Genomic DNA, 8,627 nt, shown 5'->3' on the forward strand with positions numbered 1-8,627 from the left:
TTGTTTTTCGGCAGCGCCGCCGCCCCCTGTAGGAGCGGCAAACTGACATCGATTTCATCTGGCAATTGCAAATTGCTCTTATTCAAACACCCCCGGCCTGATAAGCTTGCACGCCGGTTTTTCGCCCATGCCCAGGATCCTCGATGTCCTTGCTCCGCCTAAGCCCCCTGCTGCTGGCCTTCGCCCTCGCCGCCTGTGACGACGCCCCGCGTTTCACCCAGGCCGAGCCCGGCGAAGCCCTCTCCGGCGGCAAGGCAACGGTGCAGCGCAGCGACCGCAACGCCTACTCGCTGCCCTCGGCCAACCTCACCCCCGAGCGGCGCCTGGACTTCGCCGTGGGCAACAGCTTCTTTCGCAACCCCTGGGTGATCGCCCCGTCCACCACCACCGCCCGCGATGGCCTCGGCCCGCTGTTCAACACCAACGCCTGCCAGAACTGCCACGTGCGCGACGGCCGTGGCCACCCACCGGAGCCGGACGACAGCAACGCGGTGTCGATGCTGGTGCGCCTGTCGATTCCCGACCAGCCCTACTACGCCCGGGAGATCGAACGCCTGGGCGTGATCCCTGAGCCGGTCTATGGCACGCAGCTGCAGGACATGGCCATCCCCGGCGTGGCGCCAGAGGGCAAGGTGCGCGTGACCTACGACAACCACACCGTGACCTTCAAGGACGGCCACCAGGTCGAACTGCGCCGCCCCACCCTGCAGATCACCCAGCTCGGCTACGGGCCGATGCACCCGGACACCCGCTTCTCCGCCCGCGTCGCCCCGCCGATGATCGGCCTGGGCCTGCTCGAAGCCATCCCCGAAGCCGACATCCTGGCCAACGAAGACCCGGACGACCGCAACCGCGACGGCATCCGTGGCCGGGCCAACCGGGTGTGGGACGACGCCCAGGGCAAGACCGTGGTCGGCCGCTTCGGCTGGAAGGCCGGTCAACCCAACGTCAACCAGCAGAACGTCCACGCCTTCGCCGGCGACATGGGCCTGACCACCACCCTGCTGCCCAAGGACGACTGCACGCCGGCGCAGGTCGATTGCCTGGCCGCGCCCAACGGTGATGGCCAGGGCGGCGAGAAGGAGGTCAGCGACAACATCCTGCGCCTGGTCACCTTCTATACCCGCAACCTGGCGGTGCCCGCCCGCCGCGATGTCGCCGCGCCGCAAGTGCTGGCCGGCAAGAACCTGTTCTTCCAGGCCGGCTGCCAGGGCTGCCACACCCCGCAGTTCACCACGGCCGCCAATGCCGCCGAGGCGGAACTCGCCGGCCAGGTGATCCGCCCCTACACCGACCTGCTGCTGCACGACATGGGCCCCGGCCTGAGCGACGAGCGCACCGAGTTCGCCGCCAACGGCCAGGACTGGCGCACGCCGCCGCTGTGGGGCATCGGCCTGAGCGAAACCGTCAGCGGCCATAGCCAGTTCCTTCACGACGGTCGCGCCCGCAACCTGCTCGAGGCCGTGCTCTGGCATGGTGGCGAAGCCCAGGCCGCGCGCGACCAGGTACTGACCTTCAACGCCGAGCAGCGCGCCGCGCTGCTGGCCTTCCTGAACTCACTTTAAAACGCGCAAGGAGCCGGGCATGTTCCGACCCAAACTGTTGTTCACCAGCCTCGCCGCACTCGCCCTCGGTGCCTGCTCGCCGCAGGACCCGCAGGCCGTGACCTCCGCCGCCATCGCCAAGCAGGTGATCCTGCCGACCTACAGCCGCTGGGTCGAAGCCGACCGCGCGCTGGCCGCCAGCGCCCTGGCCTACTGCGAAGGCAAGCAGCCCCTGGAGACCGCCCGCGCCGACTTCCTCAACGCGCAGAAAGCCTGGGCCGAGCTGCAACCGTTGCTGGTCGGGCCGCTGGCCGAAGGCAACCGGGCCTGGCAAGTGCAATTCTGGCCGGACAAGAAGAACCTGGTCGGACGCCAGGTCGAGCAGTTGGTCAACGGCGACAAGCCGGTCGACGCCGAGTCGCTGGGCAAGGCCAGCGTCGTGGTGCGTGGCCTGTCGGCCTATGAGTACATCCTGTTCGACAGCAAGCCGGACATCGCCAGCGCCGAGCAGAAGGCCCGCTACTGCCCGTTGCTGGTAGCCATCGGCGAGCACCAGAAAGCCCTGGCCGAAGAGATCCTCAAAGGCTGGAACAGCACCGACGGCATGCTCTCGCAGATGACCAAGTTCCCCAACCAGCGCTACGCCGATTCCCACGAGGCCATCGCCGACCTGCTGCGCGCCCAGGTCACCGCCCTGGACACCCTGAAGAAGAAGCTCGGCGCGCCGATGGGGCGCCAGAGCAAGGGCATCGCCCAGCCGCTGCAGGCCGAGGCCTGGCGCAGCCACTCCTCGATCAAGAGCCTGGAAGCTTCGCTCAAGGCCGCCCAGACGGTATGGGTCGGGGTCGACAACCAGGGCTTGCGCGGCCTGCTGGGCAAGGACCAGGCGGCACTGGCGCAGAAGATCGACGACGCCTACGCTACCGCGATCAAGCTGCTGGCCGACAACCAGAAGACCCTGGGCGAGCTGCTGGCCGACGACACTGGCAAGCAGGCCCTCAACCAGATCTACGACGCCCTCAACGTCGTCCACCGCCTCCACGAAGGCGAACTGGCCAAGGCGTTGAACGTCCAGCTGGGCTTCAATGCCAACGACGGTGACTGATCATGCTGCGACGCCAGGCCCTGAAACTCGGTAGCGTATTGCTCAGCGCCCTCACCCTGGGCGGCTGGAGCCTGTTCCGCAACAAAGGCAGCGAACCCTTGCTGCTCTCGGCGCGCGACGACGGCGAAGGCAGGCACTATGCCGTCGGGTTCCGCCTGGACGGCACCGAGGTGTTCAGCACCCAGGTGGCCCAGCGTTGCCACGCGATCATCAACCACCCAAGCCTGCCCATCGCGCTGTTCGTCGCCCGTCGCCCCGGGACCGAGAGCTACCTGGTCGACCTGCGCGACGGGCGCCTGCTGCAGACCATCGCCTCGCAGCCGAACCGCCACTTCTACGGCCACGCGGTGATCCACAAGAGCGGCGAATGGCTGTACGCCACCGAGAACGACACCACCGACCCCGGCCGGGGCGTGCTGGGGGTGTACCGCTTCGAAGGCGAGCGCCTGGTGCACACGGGCGAGATCTCCACCCACGGCATCGGCCCGCACGAAGTGTCGTGGCTGCCGGATGGCGAAACATTGGTGGTGGCCAACGGCGGCATCCGTACCGAGGCCGAAAGCCGAGTGGAGATGAACCTCGACGCCATGCAGCCGAGCCTGGTGCTGATGCAGCGCGACGGCACCCTGCTGAGCAAGGAGACCTTGGCCCAGCAGATGAACAGCGTGCGCCACCTGGCGGTGGGCGACGATGGCACCATCGCCGCCTGCCAGCAGTTCATGGGGGGCTCGGACGAGACCGCCGAGCTGCTTGCGATCAAGCGCCCGGGCGAGCCGTTCAGGGCCTTCCCGGTCGCGGACCGCCAGTTGCAATCGATGGCCCAGTACACCGCCAGCGTCGCCATCCACAGCGACCTGCGCCTGGTGGCACTGACCGCGCCACGGGCCAATCGCCTGTTCATCTGGGACCTGGACAGCGGCGCGGTGAAGCTCGACGCGCCGATGCCCGATTGCGCCGGGGTCGGGGCGGTCAAGGACGGCTTCGTGGTCACCTCCGGGCAAGGGCGTTGCCGCTACTATGATTGCCGCAAGGCCGAGCTGATCGGGCAGCCGATGAACCTGCCGTCCGGATTCTGGGACAACCACCTGCATCTGGTCTGATTTTTTGTAGTTGCTATCGAGGGACACAGGCGTGTCCCTCCCCTTTTCGCAAAAACCGACAATACTTTCCCCCACCGCACGTGGGCCGGATCGCCCGTGGTCGTGCCCAACGAACAACAACATCCACCTCCAGGGAACCGGACCATGTTGCGCCGCCGCATGCTGATCATGTTGGCCGTCGTCCTGCTGATCGTGTTGATCCTGGGGGGCATCAAGGCCTTTTCCATCTACCAGCAGGTGCAGATGTTCTCGGCGCCCAAGCCGCCGGTGAGCGTGGCCGCGGCCCAGGCCGAACTGCGCCAGTGGCAGCGGCGCCTGCCGGCAGTCGGCAGCCTCAAGGCCTACCAGGGCGTGGAGCTGAGCCTGGAGGTGGCCGGCACGGTCAGGTCGCTGCACTTCGAGTCGGGCCAACAGGTAAAGGCCGGCCAGTTGCTGCTGCAACTGGACAGCGACCAGGAAACCGCCCTGCTCGGCACCGCCCAGGCCGACCTGGGGCTGGCCAAGGTCGACTTCGGCCGGGGCAGCCAGCTGGTCGGCGACTCGGCCATCTCCCGCGGCGAGTACGACCGCCTGAGCGCCCAGTATCGGCGCAACCAGGCGGTGGTCGACCAGCTCAAGGCCTCGCTGGCGAAAAAAAGCATCAGCGCGCCGTTCAGCGGCACCATCGGCATCCGCCAGGTGGATGTCGGCGCGTATTTGGCCAGCGGCACGGTGATCGCCACGCTGCAGGATCTGTCCAGCCTCTACGTCGACTTCAACGTGCCCGAACAGGCCCTGCCGCACCTGAGCCTGGGCCAACGGGTGCTGGTGCAGGTGGCCGCGTATCCGGGCCAGACCTTCTCCGCCAGCCTCAGCGCGATCAACCCCAAGGTCGAGGAAAGCACCCGCAACCTGCTGGTGCGCGCCACCCTGGCCAACCCCGAGGGCAAGCTGCTGCCTGGCATGTTCGCCAACCTGCAACTGCTGCTGCCCGATCCGCAACAGCAGGTCGTGGTCCCGGAAAACGCCATCACCTACACCCTGTACGGCAACTCGGTGTACGTGGTCAGCCAGAAAAAATCCGAGGATGGCCAGCCGCAGGGGAACGCTGATGGCCAGCCGCTGCTGATCGCCGAGCAACGCACCGTGCAGACTGGCGAGCGCCGTGAAGGATGGGTCGTGGTGGACAAGGGGTTGCAGGCCGGCGATCAGGTGGTCACCGCCGGCCAGCTCAAGCTGAGCCCGGGCGCGGCGATCCGCATCAGCGCCGACAAAGCCCTCAAGCCCGCCGCGCCAGACGCGGACTGACCGGGAGGCGACCATGGCGTTCACCGACCCGTTCATCCGCCGCCCGGTGCTGGCCTGCGTGGTCAGCCTGCTGATCCTGCTGCTCGGCCTGCAGGCCTGGAGCAAGCTGCAGATCCGCCAGTATCCGCAGATGGAAAATGCCCTGATCACGGTGACCACCGCCTACCCCGGGGCCAACGCCGAGACCATCCAGGGCTACATCACCCAGCCGCTGCAACAGAGCCTGGCCAGCGCCGACGGCATCGACTACATGACCTCGGTGAGCCGGCAGAACTTCTCGGTGATCACTGTCTATGCGCGCATCGGCGCCGACAGCGACCGGCTGTTCACCCAGCTGCTGGCCAAGGCCAACGAGGTGCGCAACAAACTGCCCCAGGACTCCGAGGACCCGGTGCTGAGCAAGGAAGCCGCCGACGCCTCGGCGCTGATGTACATCAGCTTCTACAGCGAAGAGATGAGCAACCCGCAGATCACCGACTACCTGTCGCGGGTGATCCAGCCCAAACTGGCCACCCTGCCGGGCATGGCCGAAGCCGAGATCCTCGGCAACCAGCTGTTCGCCATGCGCATCTGGATCGACCCGGTGAAACTGGCCGGTTTCGGCCTATCGGCGGTGGACGTGACCAACGCCGTGCGCCGCTACAACTTCCTCTCCGCCGCCGGCGAGGTGAAGGGCGAGTACGTGGTCACCAGCATCAACGCCACCACCGAGCTCAAGTCCGCCGAGGCTTTCGCGGCGCTGCCGGTCAAGACCGATGGCGACAGCCGTGTGCTGCTGGGCGATGTGGCGCGCATCGAGATGGGCGCGGAGAACTACGACACGGTCAGCTCGTTCGATGGCACGCCGTCGGTGTACATCGGCATCAAGGCCACACCGGCGGCCAACCCGCTGGAAGTGATCAAGGAAGTGCGACGCATCATGCCGCAGCTCGAGGAAGGACTGCCCTCGAGCCTCAAGGCATCCATCGCCTACGACGCCACCCTGTTCATCCAGGCCTCCATCGACGAGGTGATCAAGACCCTCGGCGAGGCGGTGCTGATCGTCATCGTCGTGGTGTTCCTGTTCCTCGGTGCCCTGCGTTCGGTGGTGATCCCGGTGGTGACCATTCCGCTGTCGATGATCGGCGTGCTGTTCTTCATGCAGATGATGGGCTACTCGCTGAACCTGCTGACGCTGCTGGCCATGGTGCTGGCCATCGGCCTGGTGGTGGATGACGCCATCGTCGTGGTGGAGAACATCCATCGTCATATCGAGGAAGGCAGGACGCCGACCGAGGCGGCCCTGCAAGGCGCCCGCGAGATCGCCTTGCCGGTGGTGTCGATGACCATCACCCTGGCCGCGGTCTACGCGCCGATCGGTTTTCTCACCGGGCTGACCGGCGCCTTGTTCAAGGAGTTCGCCCTGACCCTGGCCGGCGCGGTGGTGATTTCCGGCATCGTCGCCCTGACCCTGTCGCCGATGATGTGCGCCCTGCTGCTGCGCCACGAGCAGAACCCCAGTGGCCTGGCCCATCGCCTGGACCTGATCTTCGACGGCCTCAAGGTGCGCTACCAGCGTGTGCTGCACGGCACCCTGGACAGCCGCCCGGTGGTGCTGGTGTTCGCCGTGCTGATCCTGTGCCTGATCCCGCTGCTGCTGATGTTCACCCGCAACGAACTGGCCCCGGACGAGGACCAGGGGGTGATCTTCATGATGAGCAGCTCGCCACAGACCGCCAACCTCGACTACCTCAACGCCTATACCGACGAGTTCACCCCGCTGTTCAAGCGCTTTGCGGAGTACTACTCATCGTTCCAGATCAACGGTTTCAATGGCGTGCAAAGCGGCATCGGTGGCTTTCTGCTCAAGCCCTGGAACGAACGCGAGCGCACGCAGATGCAATTGCTGCCGCTGGTACAGGCCGAGCTCGAACAGATTGGCGGCCTGCAGATCTTCGGCTTCAACCTGCCCTCGCTGCCCGGCACCGGCGAAGGCTTGCCGTTCCAGTTCGTGATCAACACCGCCGGCGACTACCCGGCACTGCTGGACGTGGCCCAGCGCGTCAAGGAGCGCGCCCAGGCCTCGGGCAAGTTCGCCTTCCTGGATATCGACCTGGCGTTCGACAAGCCCGAGGTGGTGGTCGATATCGACCGGGCCAAGGCGGCGCAGATGGGCGTGTCCATGGACGCCCTGGGCGGTACCTTGGCGACCCTGCTGGGCGAGGCGGAGATCAACCGTTTCACCCTCGAGGGCCGCAGCTACAAGGTCATCGCCCAGGTCGAGCGTCCCTACCGCGCCGATCCTGGCTGGCTGAACAGCTACTACGTGAAGAACGATCAGAACCAGTTGTTGCCGTTGTCGACGCTCATCACTCTCAGCGACCGCTCCCGGCCACGCCAGCTCAATCAGTTCCAGCAGTTGAACGCGGCGATCATCCAGGGGGTTGCGCTGGTGAGCATGGGCGAGGCGCTGGACACGGTGCGCGCCATTGCCCGGGAAGAAGCACCGGAGGGCTTCTCGGTGGACTACGCGGGCCAGGCGCGGCAGTTCGTCCAGGAGGGCAGCGCACTGTGGGTGACCTTTGGCCTGGCGCTGGCGATCATCTTCTTGGTGCTGGCGGCGCAATTCGAGAGTTTTCGGGATCCGCTGGTGATCCTGGTGACCGTGCCGTTGTCTATCTGCGGGGCGTTGTTGCCGCTGTTCCTCGGGGTTTCGAGCATGAACATCTATACCCAGGTGGGGTTGGTGACCTTGATCGGGCTGATCACCAAGCACGGGATCCTGATCGTCGAGTTTGCCAACCAGCTGCGAGACGAGCACGGGCTCGGAGTGCGCGAGGCGATCGAGGAAGCTGCCGCGATTCGGCTGCGGCCGGTGCTGATGACCACCGCGGCCATGGTCTTCGGCATGGTGCCGTTGATCCTGGCCAGCGGGGCCGGGGCGGTCAGCCGGTTCGATATCGGGATCGTGATTGCCACGGGGATGTCGGTTGGGACCTTGTTCACGTTGTTTGTGTTGCCCTGTATCTATACCGTTTTGGCGCATAGGGGGGCGCGGGCTGGGGGGGTTGTTTCGGGGGGGTGAAAGTTTGGGTTTGGGTTTGGGTTTGGGTTTGATTGTTTTGAAACTTGTATGCACATTCGTGGGCGATAGCGACAGTTAGTCACCTTTCCGCCTTTACGGCGGCCTACTTTTCTCGTGGGAAAAGTAGGCAAAACCGTTCGGCTCCGTTCATCCGGCCCCTGCGCTGCGCTCCGGGGTCCCCTCGCTCCGGCCTTGCTCCCGGGAGGACCGCGCTGAACGCCCCATCCTGGGGCGCAGCGCTTGACGGGCATCCATGCCCGTCACCTCCCTCCGCAAGTCCTACGCTCGGCCTACTGAAGTCGCAATTTGTGGCGCCTGAACTATCGCGCGCTTAGAAGCAAGAGCAAGAGCAAGAGCAAGAGCAAGAGCAAGAGCAAGAAGTGCGAAGTTATTTACTTGACAGTTATATATATTGGCTGTTTCGACCTGTCGCGGGACAAGCCCGTCCCTACAAAGATTTATATATCGATGACTATTGCGTGGCAGCGGGTTTGCCCTGCGATGGAATAGAGAGATTAATTACATAC

Annotated in this window: 5 protein-coding genes; all 5 read left to right on the forward strand. The window is 65.5% G+C overall.

The features are described 5' to 3' along the window. Window positions 1-143: 143 nt before the first annotated feature. The 5 genes from N7422_RS17595 (at window position 144) to N7422_RS17615 (ending at window position 8,100) form a co-directional block, all read left to right on the forward strand. The gene (locus N7422_RS17595) at window positions 144-1,565 is read left to right on the forward strand and encodes a di-heme oxidoredictase family protein (protein ID WP_279807734.1); all 1,422 of its coding nucleotides are present in this window, start codon (window positions 144-146) and stop codon (window positions 1,563-1,565) included. Between the two features lie 19 nt (window positions 1,566-1,584). Continuing rightward, window positions 1,585-2,649 carry an imelysin family protein gene (locus tag N7422_RS17600; protein ID WP_279807735.1) on the forward strand — a complete coding sequence of 355 codons (1,065 nt, stop codon included), beginning with the start codon at window positions 1,585-1,587 and terminating at the stop codon, window positions 2,647-2,649. A gap of 2 nt (window positions 2,650-2,651) precedes the next feature. Further along, window positions 2,652-3,749 (forward strand): DUF1513 domain-containing protein, encoded by a 1,098-nt coding sequence (locus N7422_RS17605; RefSeq protein ID WP_279807736.1) that lies wholly within the window; start codon window positions 2,652-2,654, stop codon window positions 3,747-3,749. A 144-nt stretch (window positions 3,750-3,893) separates the two neighbouring features. After that, window positions 3,894-5,036: an efflux RND transporter periplasmic adaptor subunit gene (locus tag N7422_RS17610; protein WP_279807737.1), complete on the forward strand. Its 1,143-nt coding sequence runs from the start codon at window positions 3,894-3,896 to the stop codon at window positions 5,034-5,036. A gap of 13 nt (window positions 5,037-5,049) precedes the next feature. Next, window positions 5,050-8,100 (forward strand): multidrug efflux RND transporter permease subunit, encoded by a 3,051-nt coding sequence (locus N7422_RS17615; protein WP_279807738.1) that lies wholly within the window; start codon window positions 5,050-5,052, stop codon window positions 8,098-8,100. The last annotated feature ends 527 nt before the right edge of the window (window positions 8,101-8,627 follow it).

Origin of the sequence: Pseudomonas sp. GD04091 (genome assembly GCF_029836165.1) — a bacterium.
Taxonomy (GTDB): domain Bacteria; phylum Pseudomonadota; class Gammaproteobacteria; order Pseudomonadales; family Pseudomonadaceae; genus Aquipseudomonas.

Coding starts and splice junctions, on each gene's coding strand:
- N7422_RS17595 (WP_279807734.1), top strand. CDS start 144: ATGTCCTTGCTCCGCCTAAGCCCCCTGCTGCTGGCCTTCGCCCTCGCC.
- N7422_RS17600 (WP_279807735.1), top strand. CDS start 1,585: ATGTTCCGACCCAAACTGTTGTTCACCAGCCTCGCCGCACTCGCCCTC.
- N7422_RS17605 (WP_279807736.1), top strand. CDS start 2,652: ATGCTGCGACGCCAGGCCCTGAAACTCGGTAGCGTATTGCTCAGCGCC.
- N7422_RS17610 (WP_279807737.1), top strand. CDS start 3,894: ATGTTGCGCCGCCGCATGCTGATCATGTTGGCCGTCGTCCTGCTGATC.
- N7422_RS17615 (WP_279807738.1), top strand. CDS start 5,050: ATGGCGTTCACCGACCCGTTCATCCGCCGCCCGGTGCTGGCCTGCGTG.